The sequence below is a fragment of the Micromonospora sp. NPDC023644 genome, assembly GCF_040640115.1.
Taxonomy (GTDB): Bacteria; Actinomycetota; Actinomycetes; order Mycobacteriales; family Micromonosporaceae; genus Micromonospora.
Map to the genome: position 1 here is coordinate 42917 of NZ_JBFABA010000002.1, position 19310 is coordinate 62226.

General features: G+C 75.1%; 3 protein-coding genes (1 of these 3 cut by a window edge). All 3 read left to right on the plus strand.

Annotated elements, in window-relative coordinates; genetic code table 11:
- Tightly spaced (each overlapping or abutting the next), the 3 genes in view from AB0G08_RS01840 to AB0G08_RS01850 form a layout consistent with a single transcriptional unit that may run on beyond the window.
- Positions 1–13599, plus strand: a complete 13599-nt coding sequence (locus tag AB0G08_RS01840; protein ID WP_358081681.1) for an amino acid adenylation domain-containing protein — start codon at positions 1–3, stop codon at positions 13597–13599.
- Positions 13596–17654: an amino acid adenylation domain-containing protein gene (locus AB0G08_RS01845; RefSeq protein WP_358081684.1), complete on the plus strand. Its 4059-nt coding sequence runs from the start codon at positions 13596–13598 to the stop codon at positions 17652–17654. The genes AB0G08_RS01840 and AB0G08_RS01845 overlap by 4 nt, the downstream gene beginning before the upstream one ends.
- Positions 17654–19310 carry the beginning of an amino acid adenylation domain-containing protein gene (locus AB0G08_RS01850; protein WP_358081686.1) on the plus strand. Its footprint extends 7886 nt past the window's final position, so the window shows 1657 of its 9543 coding nt (coding positions 1–1657); it begins with the start codon at positions 17654–17656; its stop codon lies beyond the right edge, outside the window. The genes AB0G08_RS01845 and AB0G08_RS01850 overlap by 1 nt, the downstream gene beginning before the upstream one ends.

Below are 19310 nucleotides of genomic sequence, written 5' to 3' on the forward strand. Positions count from 1 at the left end.
TTGCCGGACGACAACGCGATCCGTGTCCCGGCCCCCGGTCGCGTCCCACCGGCGCGGACATCCGCCGAGGTCGAGCGCCTGCCGGACCGCTCCGGCCTCCTGCCGCTCTCCTTCGCGCAGCGGCGGTTGTGGTTCCTGGAACGCCTCGGCAGGGTCGGTCACGCCTACCACATGCCCCTCGCCCTCCAGCTCGACGGCCGGCTCGACCGGGACGCGCTGCGGGCGGCCCTGGACGCCCTGGTCGCCCGGCACGAAGTCCTGCGTACCCGCATCGTGCCCGACGGCGCGGAGGCGGGCCAACGCATCGACCCGCCCGGGGACGGGTTCCCGCTGCGGCTCGACGACCTGACCGGGCACGCCGATGCCGCCGCCGCCCTGGCCCGGCTTCAGCAGGAGGAGAGCACCGCCCCGTTCGACCTGGCCGCCGGCCCGCTGTTCCGGGGCCGCCTGGTGACCCTCGCCCCGGACCGGCACGTGCTCCTGCTGACGATGCACCACATCGTCTCCGACGGCTGGTCGCTGGGCGTCCTGACCCGTGAGCTGGGGGTGCTGTACGCGGCGCACCACGAGGGCCGGCCCGACCCGCTGCCGCCGCTGCCGGTCCAGTACGCCGACTACGCCGCCTGGCAACGCCGCTGGCTCACCGACGGCACCCTGCAACGCCAGGAAACCCACTGGCGCCACACCCTCGCCGACGCCCCCACCCTGCTCGAACTACCCACCGACCGACCCCGCCCCACCGAACAGGACCACCACGGCGCCCACCTACCCGTCACCCTCGACACCCACCTCACCACCGCCCTCAAAACCCTCACCACCCGCCACGGCGGCACCCTCTACATGACCCTGCTCACCGCCTGGGCCATCGTCCTGTCCCGCCTCTCCGGCCACCACGACCTCATCATCGGCACCCCCACCGCCAACCGCCGCCGCGCCGAACTCGAAAACCTCATCGGCTTCTTCGTCAACACCCTCGCCCTACGCATCGACCTCACCGACAACCCCACCGCCACCCAACTCCTACACCGCGTCCGCGACCTCACCCTCACCACCCTCGACCACCAGGACCTCCCCTTCGAACAAGTCGTCGAAGCCGTCAACCCCACCCGCAACCTCGCCCACACCCCCCTGTTCCAGGTCATGTTCGCCTGGCAGAACAACGAGGACGTGGACCTGGACCTGCCCGGTGTCGAGGTCACCGCCCTGCCCAGCCCGTGGACCAGCGCGAAGTTCGACCTCACCCTCTCCCTGGCCGAGCACGACGGCCGCTTCACGGGCAGCCTCGAGTACGCCACCGCCCTCTTCGACACCGCCACCGCGCAGCGGCACGTCCGCTACCTGCGCCACGTCCTCACCCAACTCGTCGAAGACCCCGACCAGCCGATCGACCAGCTCACCCTGCTCGATCCGGCGGAGCGCCGCGAACTCCTCGCGGCCTGGGACGACGCGACCGCGTACCCGGCCGGGCGGACGATCCCCGCGCTGTTCGCGCAGCGGGTCGCGGCGACACCGGACGCGGTGGCGGTGACCTTCGAGGGGACGTCGCTGACCTACCGCGACCTCGACGCGCGCGCCAACCGGCTGGCCCACCACCTGCGCGAACACGGCGTCGCCTCCGACACCCTCGTCGCGGTCTGCCTGGACCGCTCACCGGAGCTGATCGTCGCGCTGCTGGCCGTCCTCAAGGCCGGCGGCGCGTACGTGCCGCTCGACCCGACCCATCCCGCCGAGCGCCTCACCGAGCTGCTGCGCGACAGCGCCCCGGTCGCCGTCCTCACCCACGGCACGACCCGCGCCACCCTCGACGGCCTGACCACCGCGCCCCTCGTCGACCTCGACGCCGACGCGCACCGCTGGGCGGACCGCCCCACCACCGACCCCGACCCCGGCACCCGACCCGACCACCTCGCCTACGTCATCTACACGTCCGGCTCCACCGGCCGGCCCAAGGGCGTCATGGTCGAGCACGCCAACGTGGTGCGGCTCTTCTCGGCCACGGCCGGGTGGTTCAGCTTCGGTCCGACCGACGTGTGGAGCCTCTTCCACTCCTTCGCGTTCGACTTCTCGGTCTGGGAGATCTGGGGGGCGCTGCTGCACGGCGGCCGGCTGGTGGTCGTCCCTCGGCTGGTCAGCCGCTCCCCCGCCGACTTCCACCGACTCCTCTGCGACGAGGGCGTGACCGTCCTCAACCAGACCCCCAGCGCGTTCCGCAGCCTGATCGCCGCCCAGGCCGACAGCGCGCGGGGCCACCGGCTGCGTACGGTGGTCTTCGGGGGCGAGGCGCTGGACCCGACGATGCTGCGGCCGTGGTACGCGGACGCGCGCAACGGGCGCACCGAACTGGTCAACATGTACGGCATCACCGAGACCACCGTGCACGTGACCTACCGGCCGTTGACCCCGGCCGACGCCGAACGGCCGGGGTCGAGCCCGATCGGGCGCCCCATCGGGGACCTGCGGCTCTACGTGCTCGACGGGCGGCTCGAGCCGGTGCCGCCCGGGGTCGTCGGTGAGCTGCACGTCGGCGGGGCGGGGGTCGCGCGGGGCTACCTCGACCGGCCCGGGCTGACCGCGGCACGCTTCCTGCCCAGCCCGTTCGTCGCCGGCGACCGGCTCTACGCCACCGGCGACCTCGTCCGCCACCGCGCAGACGGCGGTCTCGAGTACCTGGGCCGCAACGACTCCCAGGTGCAGATCCGTGGCTACCGCGTCGAGCTGGGTGAGATCGAGGCTCGGCTGGCCGCCTGTCCCGGCGTACGCGACGCGGTGGTGTCGGTCACGACGGACGCCGCGGGCGAGCCGCGCCTGGTCGGCTACTACACCGCGTCGGTGCGCCGACTGACGGCCGAGGCGCTGCGGACCCGGCTGGCCGGTGTCCTGCCGGAGCACATGGTCCCGGCCGCGTACGTGCGGGTCGCCGAGTGGCCGCTCACGCCCAACGGCAAGCTCGACCACCGGGCGCTGCCCGCACCCGACGGGTCGGCCTTCGCCACCCGGCACTACACCGAGCCGGTCGGTGCGACGGAGACCGCCCTCGCCGCCATCTGGGCCGAGGTGCTCGGCGTCGAGCGGGTCGGCCGGCACGACAACTTCTTCGCGCTGGGCGGGCACTCGCTGCTGGCCCTGCGGGTGCTGGAACGGATGCGCCGCCACGGCCTGTCCGCCGACGTACGCGCGCTCTTCTCCTCGCCGGTCCTGGCCGACCTGGCCCACGCGGTGGGTGCCGGCGCGGACCGGGCCGAGGCGACCCCGGACCCGATCCCGGCCGGCTGCGACCGGATCACCCCGGACCTGCTGCCGCTGGTGGAGCTGAGCCAGCCGGAGATCGACGCGATCGTCGCCACCGTGTCCGGCGGTGCGCCGAACGTGCAGGACATCTACCCCCTGGCCCCGGTGCAGGAGGGGATGCTCTTCCACCACCTGATGGCCCGCGACCGTGACCCCTACCTGGTCACCACCGTCCTCCGCTTCGCCGACCGGGACCGGCTGGACCGCTACCGCGCCGCGCTGGAAGCGGTGATCGCCCGGCACGACGTGCTGCGCACCGCGGTGGTGTGGCACGGGATCAACGAGCCCGTGCAGGTGGTGTGGCGCCGGGCGCACCTGCCGGTGCAGGAGGTCACGCTCGACCCGGCCGGCGACGACCCGGTGCGGCAGCTCCGCGCACACGTCGACCGGCGGTACGGTCGCCTCCCCCTCGACCAGGCTCCCCTGCTGCGGCTGGTGGCCGCGCGGGACCCCCGCGACGACGGGTGGCTGGTCGTGGAGCTGATCCACCACATCGTCGACGACAACACCTCCCTCAAGCAGCTGCGGGCCGAGGTCCGCGCGTACCTGGCCGGCCAGGGTGACCGACTGCCGCCGCCGCTGCCCTTCCGCGACTTCGTGGCGCGGATCCGGCGCGGCGCGGACCGGGCCGAGCAGGCGAGCTTCTTCCGCCGGATGCTCTCCGACGTCGACAGCCCGACCGTGCCCTTCGGCCTACGGGACATCCACGGTGACGGGCACACCATGCGGGACGCCCGGGTGTGGCTCGGCCCGGAGCTGACGCTGCGGCTGCGGCGGCGGGCCCAGGCCCTCCAGGTCGGGGTGACCAGCCTCTTCCACGTCGCCTGGGGCCAGGTGCTGGCCCGGGCCAGCGGGCGTCGGGACGTCGTCTTCGGCACCGTGCTCTCCGGCCGGATGGACGGCGGCGCGGGCAACGACCGGGTCCTCGGGCCCTTCCTCAACACGCTCCCCCTACGGATCACGCTCGACTCCACCGGCGCCACGGAGTGCGTGCTCCGCACCCACGAGGCGCTGACCGGGCTGATCCGGCACGAGCACGCGTCGCTGGCGCTGGCCCAGTCGTGCAGCGCGGTGGCACCGCCGGCGCCGCTCTTCACCGCCCTGCTGAACTACCGGCACGCCGAGGTGCTGGCCGAGTCCGACACCCCCGCGCCCGAGCCCGGCGCGGACGACCTGACCTACGTGGCCGCGCAGGAACGCGGCAACTACCCGCTCGCGCTGGACGTCGACGACCTGCGGGACGACGTCGTGCTGACGGTCGCCGCCGCTGCCGGGGTGGCGCCCGACCGGGTCTGCGCGATGGTCGCCCGGGCCCTGGCGACGCTGGCCGAGGCGCTGGAGCGGACGCCGGACGCGCCGGTGGGCGGGCTCGACGTGCTGCCCCCGGCCGAGCGACGCCGGCTGGTCGAGGAGGGGAACGACGCCACGGTGGCGTACCCGCCGGGGCGCTGCGTGCACCACCTCATTGAGGCGCAGGCGGCCCGCGACCCGGAGGCGGTGGCCCTCGTCCTCGGCGACGAGCGGCTCACCTACGGCGAGCTGAACACGCGGGCCAACCGGCTGGCCCACCATCTCCGCGCGCGGGGCGTCGGGCCGGACCGGCTGGTGGCGATCTGCGTCGAGCGGTCGCTGGACACGGTGGTGGGCCTGCTGGCGGTCCTCAAGGCGGGTGGCGCCTACCTCCCGCTCGACCCGGCCTACCCCGTCGACCGGCTCGCCGCCATGCTGCGCGACAGCACGCCGGTGGCGGCGCTGACCCACGGCCCGGCGCGCGAGCGGCTGCACGCCGCGCTCGCCGGGCTCGACACCCCGGTGGTCGACCTGGACCTCGACGCGGCGGCCTGGGCGGGGCTGCCGGTGACCGACCCGGTCGTCGACGACCTGGGCGCGCACCACCTGGCGTACGTGATCTACACGTCCGGCACCTCCGGCGCCGCCAACGGCGTGCTGGTGGAGCACCGGCACCTCGTGGCCGTCGCCGCCGCCTGGGAACGCCTGCTCGACCTGCGCCCGGGCCTGGTGCACCTGCAGATGGCGAGCTTCTCCTTCGACGTCTTCACCGCCGACGTGGTGCGGGCGCTCGGCTTCGGCGGGCGGCTGGTGCTCTGCCCGCGTTCGCTGCTGCTGGACAGCGCGGGCCTGTACGCCCTGCTGCGCCACCACGACGTGGACTTCGCCGACTTCGTGCCGGCGGTGCTCAACCCGTTGACGGACCACCTGGCCGCCACCGGCGGGAGCCTCGCCGGGTTGGAGACGGTGGTCTGCGGCTCGGACGCCTGGAGCGCCGCCGACGCCGCCCGCCTCCGCGCCCTGTGCGGCCCGCGGGTGCGGATCGTCAACGCGTACGGCGTGACCGAGGCGGCCGTCGACAGCACCCTCCACCTGCTCCCGACCGACGGCCTCGCCGAGGCGTCCTGCCTGCCGATCGGCCGGCCGCTTCCCAACGTGCGGGTCTACCTGCTCGACGACGAGGGCGAGCCGGTGCCGGACGGGGTGGTCGGCGAGCTCCACATCGGTGGCGCGGGCGTGGCGCGCGGCTACCTGAACCGGCCCGACCTGACCGCGCAGCGCTTCCGGGCCAGCCCGTTCGTGCCGGGCGAGCGGCTCTACCGCACCGGTGACCTGGCTCGCCGCCTGCCGGACGGGGAACTCGAGTTCCTGGGCCGGGACGACTTCCAGGTGAAGATCCGGGGCTTCCGCGTCGAGCTCGGCGAGATCGAGGCACGGTTGGCGGCCACCGAGGGCGTCCGCGAGGCGGTCGTCGTGGCGCGCCCGGACGCCGGCGGCCACCAGCGGCTCGTCGCGTACGTGCTCACCGGGGCGGGACAGGCGCCGGACGCCGCGCGGCTGCGGGACCGGCTCGCCGGCGAGCTGCCCGACCACATGGTGCCCGCGGCGTACGTCCGGCTGGCCGCGTGGCCGCTGACGCCCAACGGCAAGCTCGACCGGGCGGCGCTGCCGGCACCGGACGGGGAGGCCTTCGGCCAGCGTGGGCACGTCGAGCCGGTCGGCCTGCTGGAGACCATGGTCGCCGGCGTCTGGGCCGAGGTGCTGGGGGTCGGGCGGGTCGGCCGGCACGACGACTTCTTCGCCCTGGGCGGCCATTCGCTGCTCGCCATGCGGCTGGTCTCCAGGATCCGGCAGGTGCTGGGGCGGGAGGTCTCCCCGGCGGCGCTCTTCGCGGCGCCGGTCCTCTCCGCCTTCGTCGCCCGGCTGACGCCGGACGGGCGCGACGTGCTGCCGCCGATCCGCCCGGTCGACCGGGGCGGCCCGCTGGAGCTCTCCTTCGCGCAGCGGCGGTTGTGGTTCCTGGAGCGGCTCGGCGGCCTCGGCCACGCCTACCACATGCCCCTCGCCCTGGAGCTGGCCGGTTGGCTCGACCACGACGCGCTGCGGGCGGCCCTGGACGCCCTGGTCGCGCGGCACGAGGCCCTGCGCACCCGCCTCGTGCCCACCGGCTCCGACGTCCACCAGCACGTCGACCCGCCCGGGACCGGTTTCACCCTGCACACGCACGACCTCACCGGGGCGCCCGACGCCGCCGCCCTCCTGGCCCGGCTCCAGGACGAGGAGTTCAGTGCCCCGTTCGACCTGACGACCGGTCCCCTGATCCGGGGCCGCCTGGTGACCCTCGCCCCGGACCGGCACGTCCTGCTCGTCACCATGCACCACGTCGTCTCCGACGGCTGGTCGCTGGGCGTCCTGACCCGTGAGCTGGGGGTGCTGTACGCGGCGCACCACGAGGGCCGGCCCGACCCGCTGCCGCCGCTGCCGGTCCAGTACGCCGACTACGCCGCCTGGCAACGCCGCTGGCTCACCGACGGCACCCTGCAACGCCAGGAAACCCACTGGCGCCACACCCTCGCCGACGCCCCCACCCTGCTCGAACTACCCACCGACCGACCCCGCCCCACCGAACAGGACCACCACGGCGCCCACCTACCCGTCACCCTCGACACCCACCTCACCACCGCCCTCAAAACCCTCACCACCCGCCACGGCGGCACCCTCTACATGACCCTGCTCACCGCCTGGGCCATCGTCCTGTCCCGCCTCTCCGGCCACCACGACCTCATCATCGGCACCCCCACCGCCAACCGCCGCCGCGCCGAACTCGAAAACCTCATCGGCTTCTTCGTCAACACCCTCGCCCTACGCATCGACCTCACCGACAACCCCACCGCCACCCAACTCCTACACCGCGTCCGCGACCTCACCCTCACCACCCTCGACCACCAGGACCTCCCCTTCGAACAAGTCGTCGAAGCCGTCAACCCCACCCGCAACCTCGCCCACACCCCCCTGTTCCAGGTCATGTTCGCCTGGCAGAACACCGACGACGGCGAGCTGACCCTCCCGGGCGTGCGGGTCACCGCCCTGCCGCCGCCCCACACCACCGCCAAGTTCGACCTCACCCTCGCGCTCACCGAGCACGACGGCCGCATCACCGGCAGCCTCGAGTACGCCACCGCCCTCTTCGACACCGCCACCGCGCAGCGGCACGTCCGCTACCTGCGCCACGTCCTCACCCAACTCGCCGAGGACCCCGACCAGCCGATCGACCAGCTCACCCTGCTCGACGAACGCGAGCGGGAGCAGGCGCTGCGCCAGGCCGAGCCGTCCCCGGTGGAACGGGGCGTCGCCGCCCGCTTCGCGCAGCGGGTCGCGGCGACACCGGACGCGGTGGCGGTGACCTTCGAGGCGACGTCGCTGACCTACCGCGACCTCGACGCGCGCGCCAACCGGCTGGCCCACCACCTGCGCAAGCACGGCGTCGCCCCCGACGCCCTCGTCGCGGTCTGCCTCCGCAGGTCGCCGGAGCTGATCGTCGCGCTGCTGGCCATCGCGAGGGCCGGCGGCGCGTACCTTCCCCTGGACCCGGCCCACCCCGCCGAGCGCCTGGCCCACCTGCTGGCCGACGGCGCCCCGGTCGCCGTCCTCACCCACGCCGCGACCCGCGCCACCCTCGACGGCCTGACCACCGCACCCGTCGTCGACCTCGACGCCGACGCACACCGCTGGGCCGACCGCCCCACCACCAGCCCCGACCCCGGCACCCGACCCGACCACCTCGCCTACGTCATCCACACGTCCGGCTCCACCGGCCGGCCCAAGGGCGTGGCGCAGACCTGGCGCTGCCTGGACAACCTGATCGACTGGCAGCTCCGCTACGCGGCGCCGGGCAGCCCGGCGCCGGAACGGGTGCTCCAGTTCGCCTCGATCGGCTTCGACGTCTCCGTCCAGGAAATCTGGAGCACCCTGTGCCAGGGCGGCACGCTGGTGCTGATCGGCGAGGAGCGCGGCCGGGACCTGGGCCAGCTGCGGCACGTCCTCGCCGAGCAGGGGGTGCGGCGGGCGTTCCTGCCGGCGGCCGTGCTGCACCAGCTGGCCGGCCTCACCGGGGCCGTGCCCCCGCTCGCGCCCGGCTGCGAGATCGTCACCGCCGGCGAGGCGCTGCGTGTCAACGACGACGTCCGCGCTCTGGTCGCCGGGCTGGGCGGCCGGTACCTCTACAACCAGTACGGCCCGACCGAGACCCACGTGGTCAGCCAGTTCGCGCTGGCCACCGCGGCGGCGGCCGACTGGCCGGCTCTGCCGCCGATCGGCCGGCCGATCGCCAACGCCCGGCTCTACGTGCTCGACGAGCGGTGCGAGCCGGTGCCGGCCGGCGTGCTCGGCGAGCTCTACATCGGCGGGGCCGGCCTGGCCCGTGGCTACCTCAACCGGCCGGCGGCGACCGCGGAACGGTTCCTGCCCGACCCGTTCGCCGGGCCGGGCGAGCGGATGTACCGCAGCGGCGACCTGGTCCGCCGCCGGGCCGACGGGACCGTCGAGTTCGTCGGTCGGGCCGACGACCAGGTCAAGGTACGCGGCTTCCGGGTCGAGCCGGGCGAGGTGGAGAGCGCCCTGCGGCGCGTGCCGGGCGTGCGCGAGGCGGCCGTCCTGCTGCGCGAGGACACCCCCGGCGATGCGCACCTGGTCGGCTACCTGGTCGGCGACGTCACCGCCGAGACGGCCCGCGAGCACCTGCGCCGCCGGCTGCCCGAGCACCTGGTGCCGACCCGCTGGGTGGTGCTGGACCGGCTGCCGCTGACCGCCAACGGCAAACTGGACCGGCGGGCCCTGCGCGCGCCGGAGCAGGCCGACGTCGCCACGGCCTACGTCGCGCCGCGCGACGAGCGGGAGGCCCGGATGGCCGCCATCTGGGCTGAGGTGCTGCGCCGCGACCGGGTCGGGGCGCACGACGACTTCTTCGCGCTGGGCGGCCACTCGCTCCTGGCGACCCGGCTCGTCCACGCGATCAACGAGCGGATGTCGGCGCGGCTGTCGCTGCGTACCCTCTTCCAGAAGCCGGTCCTGGCCGACCTGGCGGCCGAGCTGGCGGGGCCCGGCTCCCCCACCGTCGACGCCCTCCCGCCGCTCGTCGCCGACCCCGCCGGCCGGCACGAGCCGTTCCCGCTCACCGACATCCAGGAGGCCTACTGGGTGGGTCGCGGGTCCACCATCGAACTCGGCGGGGTCGGCGCGCACGGCTACAGCGAGCTGCGCCTGCGCGACTTCGACGAGGAGCGCTTCACCCGCGCGCTGCACCGGCTGATCGACCGCCACGACATGCTCCGCGCGGTCTTCCACGACGGCGTCCAGCGGGTCCTGCCGACCGTGCCGCGCTACGCCATGGCCCGGCAGGACCTGCGCGGGCTCGACCCGGAGACCGCCGGCCGCCGGCTGGGCGAGACCCGCGAGCGGATGTCCCACCAGGTGCTCGACGCCAGCCGCTGGCCGCTGTTCGAGTTCGCGGTGACGCTGCTCGACGGCGAGGCGCGCCTGCACGTCAGCATCGACGCGCTGATCCTCGACGCGGCCAGCGGGCAGATCCTGGAACACGAGCTGGCCCTGCTCTACGCGGACCCGGACGTCGACCTGCCGCCGCTCGCGGTGACCTTCCGCGACTACGTCCTGGCCGAACGGGAACTGCGGCGCACGCCGCGCTACGCGCGGGCGCTCGACTACTGGCGGGAGCGGGTCGGCACGCTGGCCCCCGCGCCGCAGCTGCCGCTGGAACGGCAGCCGGAGAGCGTCGAACGGCCGCGCTTCACCCGCTACGACGAGGTGGTGCCGGCGGAGCGCTGGAGCCGGTTGAAGGCCGCCGCCGGCCGGCACGGGGTGACCCCGTCGGTGCTGCTGGTGACCGCGTTCGCGCAGGTGCTGGCCCGGTGGAGCCGCCAGCCGCGGTTCACGCTGAGCCTGCCGCTGTTCAACCGGCTGCCGCTGCACCCCGGCATCAACGCGGTGATCGGCGACTTCACCTCGCTGGTCCTGCTGGAGGTCGACGTGGCGGCCGGGGCCGACTTCGTGACCCGGGCCCGGGCCGTGCAGGAGCAGCTCTGGCAGGACATCGACCACTCGGCGGTGAGCGGCGTACGGGTCAACCGTGAACTCGCCCGCGCCCGGGGCACCCGCCACGCGGCCCTGCCGGTCGTGTTCAACAGCACGCTGACCGAGGCGGCCCCCGACGTCGGCGACAGCGGCCTCGCGACGGCGCTCGGCGGCGAGGTCGTGCACGGCATCACCCAGACCCCGCAGGTGTGGATCGACCACACGGTCCTGGAGGCCGGCGGGCGGCTGCACGCCAACTGGGACAGCATCGACGAGCTCTTCCCCGCCGGCCTGGTCGCCGAGATGTTCGCGGCGTACCGGGCGCTGCTCGCGCGGCTGGAGGAGCCGGACGCCTGGCACACCAGCGTGGACGGGCCGCTCGCCCCGCCGGTGCCGGCGGCCCCGCCGACCGGTCGTGGGCTCCTGCACGAGCTGGTCGACCGGCAGGCGCTGGCGACCCCCACGGCGCCCGCGGTGCTCGCACCGGACCGGCAGCTGGACCACGCCACGGTGCGTGTCGAGGCGCGGCGGCTGGCCGGGCGGCTCCAGGACCGGGGCGTGGGGCCCGGCCAGCTCGTCGCGGTGCTGCTCGACCGCGGCTGGCAGCAGGTCGTCGCCACCCTCGCGGTCCTGCACGCCGGGGGCGCGTACCTGCCGCTCGATCCGGACTGGCCCGCCGAGCGGGTGGCCCGGGTGCTCCAGCGGGCCGGGGCGGGACTGGTCCTGGTGGGATCCGACCGGGTGGCCCTGCCCGAGGGCGTCGAGCGACTGGTGGTGGACGCGACCACCCTCGGCGCGGGCGGCCCGGCGCTGCGGCCGGTCGACCTGGCGGAGACCGACGTCGCGTACGTGATCTACACGTCCGGGTCCACCGGCACGCCGAAGGGGGTGACGATCGACCACCGCGGCGCGGTGAACACGCTCCTCGACGTGACCCGGCGCTTCGGCGTCGGGCCGGCCGACCGGGTCCTGGCCGTCAGCGCGCTCAGCTTCGACCTCTCCGTCTTCGACATCTTCGGCACGCTCGCGGCCGGCGCGGCGGTCGTCACGCTCGACCCCGAGCTGGCCCGTGACCCGGCCCACTGGCGGGACGTGGCCCACACCCACCGGGTCAGCGTCTGGAACTCGGTGCCGGCGCTGGCCGGCATCCTGCTCGACCACGCCGACGCCGGCCACCCGCTGCCGGCGTCGCTGCGGCTGGCCATGCTCTCCGGGGACTGGATCCCGCTCACCCTCCCCGACCGGCTGCGCAAGGCGCTGCCCGGGATCCGGGTCGAGAGCCTCGGCGGCGCCACCGAGGCGTCGATCTGGTCCATCCACCACCCGGTCGACGAGGTCGACCCGGCCTGGCGCAGCATCCCGTACGGGCGGGCGCTGGCCCACCAGGGCGTCCACGTGCTGGACGACGCCCTGCGCCCCCGGCCCACCTGGGCCACCGGCGACCTCTACATCAGCGGCGCCGGGCTGGCGCGGGGCTACTGGCGCGACGAGACGGCCACGGCGGCCAGCTTCGTCGTCCACCCCGTCACCGGCGAGCGGCTCTACCGCACCGGCGACCTGGGCCGGCTGTGGCCGGACGGGACGATCGAGTTCCTCGGCCGCGAGGACGGCCAGGTCAAGGTGCACGGCTACCGGATCGAGCTGGGCGAGATCGAGGCGGCGTTGGAGGGCCACCCGGGGGTGCGCGCCGCCGCGCTGCGGCTGCTCGGTCAGGCGCAGGGCGAGAAGCGGCTGGCCGCGTACGTGGTGCCCGACGGTCCCGCCCCCGACCCGGCCGCCCTGGTGGCATACCTGGAGCGGCGGCTGCCCGCGTACATGGTGCCGGCGTCGTTCACCGTCCTCGACGCGCTGCCGCTGTCGGCCAACGGCAAGGTCGACCGCGGCCAACTGCCCGACCCGAAGCCGTCGCCGGACGTCGCCGTCGAGGCGCTGGTGCTCACCGACCCGGCCGAGAACCGGCTGGCGGAGATCGTCGCCGAGATCCTCGACCTGCCCGTCGTCGCGCCCGACGCCAACCTGCTGCTGCTCGGCGCCACCTCGATCGACATCGTCCGGATCGCGAACGCCCTCTCCGGCGCGTTGGGCTTCCGGCCGAAGCTGGCCCGGCTGATGCGCCAGCCGACCCTCGCCGACCTGCTGCGGATGTTCCGGGAACACACCGCCGAGCGGGCCGTGGTCGCGACCGCGCAGCGGGCCGCCACCGTGGTCGAGGACCCGGCCGCCCGCGCCGCGTTCACCGCGGACGGGCGGGGCCGTCGCGGCTTCGCGCCCGACACCCCGGCGGTGGCGCTGGCCGCGCCGGCCGACGCGGCGTACGACCGGCGCTACACCGGCTACCGCTCGGTACGCCGCTTCGACGCCGACCCGGTGCCGGCCGAGGCGCTCGGCCGGCTGCTGGCCACCCTCTCCCAGCGGGAGGTCGACGGCCAGGCCAAGTTCCAGTACGGCTCGGCCGGCGGCACCTACGCCGTGCAGACGTACGTCCTCGTCAAGGCGGGGCGCGTCGACGGCGTGCCGGGCGGGGCGTACTACCACGACCCGGCGGCGCACCGGCTGCTGGCGCTCGGCCGCGAGCGCGAGCTGAGCCCGGACGCCTTCGACTACTTCGTCAACCGGCCGGTCTTCGAGGCCGCCGCGTTCGCGCTCTTCCTGGTGGCGCAGCGCGCCGCCATCGAGCCCCTGTACCAGGAGCAGAGCCCGACCTTCACCGCCATCGAGGCGGGCGCCATGGCCCAACTGTTGACGATGGCCGCCCCCGAGAACGGTCTCGGCCTGTGCGGGATCGGCGCGGTCGACCCGGCGGAGCTGGCCGCCCTGTTCGACCTGGAGCCCTCCCACCGGCTGGTCTACACCCTGCTCGGCGGCGGCCGGCCGGGGGCGGAGCCACCCGAGCCCGACGCCGCGGCCACGGACACCATCACGGTGGAACTGTGAACGCCCACGAGCTGCTCGACACGCTCAACCGGCACGCGGTCGGGCTGCGGGTCGACGGCGACCGGCTGCGCCTCACGGGCTCCCGGGAGGTCCTCACGCCCGACCTGCTGGCCGAGATCAAGCTGCACAAGGAAGAGCTGATCGCGATCCTGACCGGCGCCGACGCGGACACGATCCCCCGCCGGCCGCGGCCCGACGCCCCGGTGCCGGTCGCGTTCGCCCAGCGGCAGCTCTGGTTCCTCGACCAGCTCTCCCCCGGCAACCCCTTCTACAACAACCCCGTCGCGTTCGACGTCGTGGGCGCCCTGGACGTGCCGGCGCTGGCCCGCGCCCTGAGCGAGGTGGTGCGCCGGCACGAGGCGCTGCGTACCGTCTTCACGCTGGTCGACGGGGAGCCCTGCCAGGTGGTCCGGCCGGCGGGGCCGGTCGCCCTGCCGGTCACGGACCTCACCGCGCTGTCCGGCGCAGAACGGTCGCGCCGCGCCGACGAGGCCGCCGAGGCGGAGGCCCGGGCGCCGTTCGACCTGGCCACGGGTCCGCTGGTGCGCAGCGCCCTGCTCCGGCTGGCCGCCGACGAGCACCGCTGGCTGCTCACCGTGCACCACATGGTGGCCGACGGCTGGTCCGTCGGCATCCTCATCGGCGAGGTCACCGCGCTCTACGGCGCGTACGCGCGGGGCGAGGCCGCCGCGCTGGCCGAGCTGCCCGTGCAGTACCCGGACTACGCGCTGTGGCAGCGCCGGCAGCTCGGCGGCGGCGAGCTGGAGCGCCAGCTCGGCTACTGGACGCGGGCGCTGGCCGGCGCGCCCGCGCTGCTGGCCCTGCCGACCGACCGGCCCCGGCCGGCGGTGCAGCGCTACCGGGGCGACTGCCACGGCACGACGGTGGACGCGGCGGTGCTGCGGGGGCTGCGGGAGGTCGGCCGGGCCGGCGACGCGACGCTCTTCATGACGCTCATGGCCGCCCTGTCGGTGCTGCTGTGGCGCCACAGCGGGCAGGACGACGTCTGCGTCGGCACCCCGTTCGCCAACCGCAACCACCGCGACGTGGAGGGCCTGATCGGCCACTTCGTGAACACGGTGGTGATCCGCAACCGGCTGGACCCGGAGCAGTCCTTCGCCGCGCTGCTGGCCGACGTCCGCCGGCACCTGCTCGACGCGTACGCCCACCCGGACCTGCCGTTCGAGCAGCTCGTGGACGCGCTCAAGCCGGAACGGCACACCAGCTACTCGCCGCTGTTCCAGGTCATGCTGGTGCTCCAGAACATCCCGCGCGGCCGGCTCGAACTGCCGGGCCTGGCGCTGCGGCCCCTGTCGAGCAGCACCGGCGCCGCGAAGTTCGACCTGTCGGTCGAGGTGATGGAGCACGCCGACGAGCTGCACGTCGTCTTCGAGTACAACACCGACCTCTTCGACGCCGCGACGATCGCCCGGCTGGCCACGCACTTCGGCCGCCTGCTCGGGCAGGTCGCGGCCGATCCGTCGGTGCCGGTCGGGGCGCTGCGGCTGCTCGGCCCGGACGAGCGGCGCCGCCTGCTGGTCGGGTTCAACCGCACCGCGCGACCGCTCTCCGGCCCGACGGACGTGGTGGCGCGGATCGCGGCGCAGGCGCGGCGGCACCCCGACCGGCTCGCCGTGGCCGACGACGGCGAGCGCCTGGACTACGCCACGCTGGAGCGGCGGGCCAACCGCCTGGCGCACGCGCTGATCGCCCGGGGCGTACGGGCCGATCAGGTGGTCGGCCTGCACGCGCGCCGCTCGGCCGGGCTGATCGTGGCCATCCTGGGCGTCCTCAAGGCCGGGGCCGCCTACCTGCCGCTGGACCCGACCCTGCCGCCGGAGCGGCTCGCCGGCATGGTCGCCGACGCGGCGCCGGCGCTGGTGCTCGGCGACGACGAACTGGCCGCCGTGGAGGCCGAGGGGCGCCACGACGGCCCGCCGGGCATCGTCGCGCACCCGGCCAACCTGGCCTACGTGATCTACACGTCGGGCTCGACCGGCCGGCCCAAGGGCGTCGCGGTCGCGCACGGCGGCGTCGTGAACCTGCTCGACCACTGGGTGTCGCGGCTCGGCGCCGCGCCCGGCGAGGCGGCGGCGCTCTGGTCGAGCGTCGGCTTCGACGTCTCGGTGCAGGAGATCTTCCTGCCGCTGACCACCGGCGGGGCCCTGCACCTCGTACCCGAGAAGCTGCGCGCCGACCCGGCGGCGCTGATGGGCTGGCTGCGCGAGCACCGCGTCGTGCAGGCCTATTTGCCCCCGGCCTTCGTCCGGTGGGTCGACGAGGACCCGGCGGCCCGCCTGGCCGGGCTGGCGCTGCGCCAACTGCTGGTCGGGGTCGAGCCGCTGCCCGAGCAGGGCCTGCACCGCATCCAGGAGGCCCTGCCCGGCCTGCGGGTCCTCAACGGGTACGGGCCGACGGAGACCACCGTCTACAGCACCGCCTACCTCGATCCGCAGCCGTCGGCCCGGCAGTGCCCGGTCGGCCGGCCGGTGGACAACACCCGCGTCTACCTGCTCGACGAGCGGCTGGAGCCGGTGCCGATCGGGGTGACCGGCGAGATCCACGTCGGCGGCGCCGGTGTCGCCCGGGGCTATCTGGGCCGGCCGGGGGCGACCGCCGAGCGGTTCGTGCCCGACCCGTTCGTGCCCGGGGAACGGATGTACCGCACCGGCGACCTGGCCCGGCTCCTGCCCGACGGGAACGTCGAATACCTCGGCCGCCGCGACGGCCAGGTCAAGATCCGGGGCTTCCGGATCGAGCTGGGCGAGATCGAGGCCGCGCTGCTGGACCGGCCGGACGTACGCGAGGCGGCGGTGCTGGTCGACTCCGACGCCGCCGGCGAGCCGAGGCTGGTCGCCGGCGTCGTCCGGGGCGGGGCGACACCGCTGCTGGTCAGCGAGTGGCGCGAGGCGCTGTCGCGACGGCTGCCCGGCTACATGATCCCGTCGCTCTTCGTGGAGCTGCCGCGGCTGCCGCAGACCGCCAACGGCAAGCTCGACCGGGCCGAGGTGCTGCGGCTGGCCCGCGGCGCCGCGCCCTGGCAGGTCAACCTGGCCAGCCCGCGCGACCAGATCGAGCTGACCCTCTACCAGATCTGGAAGCGCCTGCTGCTGCACCCGCAGATCGGCATCGGCGACCGGTTCTTCGACGTGGGCGGCACCTCGATCTCGGCGATCAAGCTGGCGCACGCCATCGGCGAGGCGTTCGGCGAGACGCTGCCGGTCCACGAGATCATGCTGCACCCGACGATCGAGGCGCTCGGCGGCCGGCTGCGCCGCGGCGCGTCGGGCCGGCCGCCGAGCAACCTCATCGAGTTCCGCGCGGGCGACGGCGCCGGCCGGGTCATCTGCGTGCACCCCGCCGGCGGCACCGCGTTCTGCTACCTGTCGCTGGCCAAGGCGCTGCCGGAGTCCCTCGGCGTGTACGGGATCCAGTCGCCGGGGGTGAATCCGGGCGAGGAGTTCCTGCCCACGGTCGAGGCGATGGCGGAGGCCTACCTGGCGCAGGTCGCGCACCTGCTGGACGGGCCGGTGGTGCTCACCGGGCTCTCCTACGGCGGTCTGGTCGCGTACGAGATGGGACGCCGGCTGGCCCTCGCCGGCCATCCCGGGCTGAGCGTGGTCCTGCTGGACACCCTGGGCACCGACGACGCGGCCCACCGGGGCGCGATCGAGCCGGTGGACATGGCCGAGTTCCGCGACAAGCTCGTCAAGTTCAACGGGATGTACCCCGGCATCGACGACGAACAGATCGACCAGTACCACCGCATCTACAACCACAACCGGTCGACCATGCGCGACTACGCGACCCCCGCGTCGCCGGCCCGGCTGGTGCTGTTGCAGGCCACCGCCGGGCGGGACGAGGCCTTCCTGCGCGAGGTGCGCGCCTTCTGGCGTCGGCGCGGCGAGGCCGACTTCCTGCTGGAACGGGTGCACTGCGACCACTGGGACATCCTGGAGAGCGCCGTGGTGCTGCGGGTCGCCGCGCTGCTGCGCGGCGAGGTGGACCGGATCTCCGACGCCCGCGCGATGACGCCGGCCGTACGGGAGGCGTGATGGCGCAGGATCCCGGTCTCGCCCGCGCCGTGCTCGCCCAGGCCCGCCGTACCCCCGACGCGGTCGCGGTGGCCGACGGCGACCGGCGCCTCAGCTACGCCGAACTGGACGCCGCCAGCGCCGCCGTCGCCCGGTCCCTGCGCCGGGCCGGGGCCCGCCCGGGCCAGGCGGTCGCGGTGCACCTGCCGCGCGGCTGGCAGCTGGTCTGCGTCATGCTCGGCGTCCTGCGCCTCGGCGCGACCGTGGTGCCGCTGGACCGGCAGAGCCCGCCCGAGCGCCGGGGGCACATGCTGCGCGACTCGGCCGCCGTGGCGGTGGTCCACGGCCCGGACGTGCCCGGCGACCTGCCCGACGGGGTCCGGCCGCTGCCCGTGGCGGCGCTGCTCGCGGCGGACGCCCCGCCCGACGGGAACGGGCGGCCGGCGCCGGAGGCCGCGCCCGCGCCGGTCGCGTTCGTGTTCTACACCTCGGGCACCACGGGCCGCCCCAAGGGCGTGGAGGTGCGCGACGAGGGCATCCTGCGGCTGGCCCGGCCCGGCTACGTCGCGCTGACCCCGGCGGCCCGCTACGCCAGCCTCGCCAACCCGGCGTTCGACGCGCTCAGCTTCGAGGTCTGGGTGCCGCTGCTGACCGGCGGCTGCTGCGTCGTCCTCGACGACGAGACGGTGGCGACGCCGCACCTGCTCGACGCCGCGCTGCGGCGGGAGCGGATCGACACGCTCTTCATCACGGTGGCGCTGTTCAACGCGGTGGTCGACGAGCTGCCGCACTGCTTCGCGGGGGTCGGCCAGGTGCTGGTCGGCGGCGAGCAGCTCAACGCCCGGCTCATCCGCCGCTGGTACCGCGACAACCCCGCCAGCCGCACCCGGCTGCACAACGTCTACGGGCCCACCGAGGCGACCACGTTCGCCCTGTGCCATCCGATCCCGCGCGACTTCGACGCGGAGGTGGTGCCGATCGGCCGGGTGCTGCCGGGCACCGACGCGCACCTGGTGGTCGACGGCGTCCGCCTCGCCGCGCCGGGCGAGGTCGCCGAGCTGTACCTCGGCGGCGCGGCGCTGGCGGCCGGCTACCGCAACCTGCCCGAGGAGACCGCCGCCCGCTTCGTCCGGCTGCCCTGGCTGGACGGGTCCGCCGACCGCCACTACCGCACCGGCGACCTCGTGCGCGCCGACGCCGCCGGCCGGATCGAGTACGTCGGCCGGGTCGACCGGCAGGTCAAGGTCCGGGGCTTCCGGGTCGAGCCCGGCGAGGTGGAGCGGCAGATCCTCGCCCACCCGGGGGTGCGGCAGGCGTACGTGTGCGCCCGGCGGGACCCGGCGCACGGGACGAACGAGCTGCTGGCGTACCTGGTGACGGCCGCAGACCTCTCCTTCGCCGAGTTCGACCGGCACCTGGGCGCGACGCTGCCGCCGTACCTGCGCCCGCACCGGGTCCACCGGGTCGGGGCGCTGCCGCTGACCGCCAACGGCAAGGTGGACTCCGACGCGCTGCTGCGACGCGACGACCCGCCCTGGCGCGAGGGGCGCGACGACCCGCACCCACGCGACGAACGCGACGGACCCGACGACCCACACCCACGCGACGAACGCGAGGGGCGCAACGACCCGCACCCACGCGAGGGTGCCGCCGCCGCCGACGCGGCCGGGACGGCGT